General features: G+C 48.6%; 1 protein-coding gene. It reads right to left on the reverse strand.

Going from position 1 to position 702, the window contains the following annotated elements:
• The coding region (gene hisF, locus R7Z50_RS27525; protein WP_318149754.1) for an imidazole glycerol phosphate synthase subunit HisF at nt 1-700 on the reverse strand (700 nt) is incomplete at its 3' end.
• Between the last annotated feature and the right edge of the window lie 2 nt (nt 701-702).

The raw sequence follows: 702 nt of genomic DNA on the forward strand, positions 1-702 counted from the left end.
GGAATACCGAAGCGGCAAGAGCACCATCCACGTTTGCTTTTTGGTATGCTTCTGCAAAATGCTCCATGGCACCTGCACCACCGGAAGCGATGAGAGGAACTTTACACACTTCGCGTACCATATTGAGCTGTTCAATATCGTAACCGTTACGCACGCCGTCTTGGTTCATCATGTTGAGCACGATTTCACCAGCGCCGCGCTTTTGCACTTCTTGTACCCAATCGCGCGTTTCCCACTTCGTCGCCTTTGTACGTTCTTCGTCACCAGTAAACTGGTAAACCTGATATTTACCAGTATCTTTGTCGTAGTAGGAATCGATACCAACTACGATACACTGAACGCCAAATTTATCCGCTAAATCAGTAATAAGCTGCGGGTTAGCCAACGCAGGCGAGTTGATAGAGACTTTGTCTGCACCAAACTCCAGAATACGTGCAGCATCCTCCGCGGATTTAATACCACCAGCCACACAGAAAGGAATGTCGATCACTTCCGCGACACGAGCTACCCAACTTTTATCAACTACACGACCATCGCTTGATGCAGTGATGTCGTAAAACACCAGCTCATCAGCGCCTTCTTCAGCGTAGCGTTTAGCGAGAGGAACAATGTCGCCGATGATCTCGTGGTTGCGAAACTGAACGCCCTTCACCACTTGTCCATCACGAACATCAAGACATGGAATTATTCGCTTTGCCAGCA

It is taken from the genome of Vibrio sp. 1249-1, from assembly GCF_033340495.1.